The organism is Pseudomonas sp. 43(2021) (assembly GCF_017490805.1).
In the GTDB taxonomy this organism is placed as follows: domain Bacteria; phylum Pseudomonadota; class Gammaproteobacteria; order Pseudomonadales; family Pseudomonadaceae; genus Aquipseudomonas.
In genome coordinates, this window is the sequence record NZ_JAFGYJ010000276.1 from 1 (window position 1) to 515 (window position 515).

A 515-nucleotide genomic window follows, 5' to 3' on the forward strand; every position below is an offset into this window, starting at 1 on the left:
TGCCAACACACCGCCAAGCTCACTGCCGGCCACTGCCTGTACTCGGACATGGGCCGCGTACTCGCCGCGATCACCGCCGACACCTGCGGTTGGAGCGACAGCCTCGGCGGTGTGCTTTGCGCACAGGAAGTCGCCGAAAAGTACGGTCAGGGCCGCTACCAGGAACTGCGCAACGGCTTCTTTCGCAACGGCACCGACAACCTGCTGGTGGAACTCGGCAAGTGGGGCCTGGGCCTGTCCGACCTGCTGATGACCCTCAATCTGTTCGGCCGCGGGAACGTCGATGAGTCCGGGCGTTTCCACTTCGTCGAAGGCAACTCGAAGGCCGGTGACTACATCGAGTTGTACGCGCCGATGGACACCCTGATGGTGCTCACCGCCCTGCAACATCCGATGGACCCGTCCCCCGAATACGCTCCGAAACCCTTGAAGCTGAGCTGGATGAACGCCGACGCCAGCGTCGCCGAACACTGCCGCACTTCGCGCCCGGAAAACGAGCGCGGCTTCATCAACAC

The 515-nt window shown here is 63.5% G+C and carries 1 protein-coding gene; it reads left to right on the plus strand.

Going from position 1 to position 515, the window contains the following annotated elements:
- Positions 1-515 (plus strand): urea amidolyase associated protein UAAP1 (locus tag J5M71_RS27190; protein WP_207838624.1); only part of this gene is annotated, 515 nt, incomplete at both ends.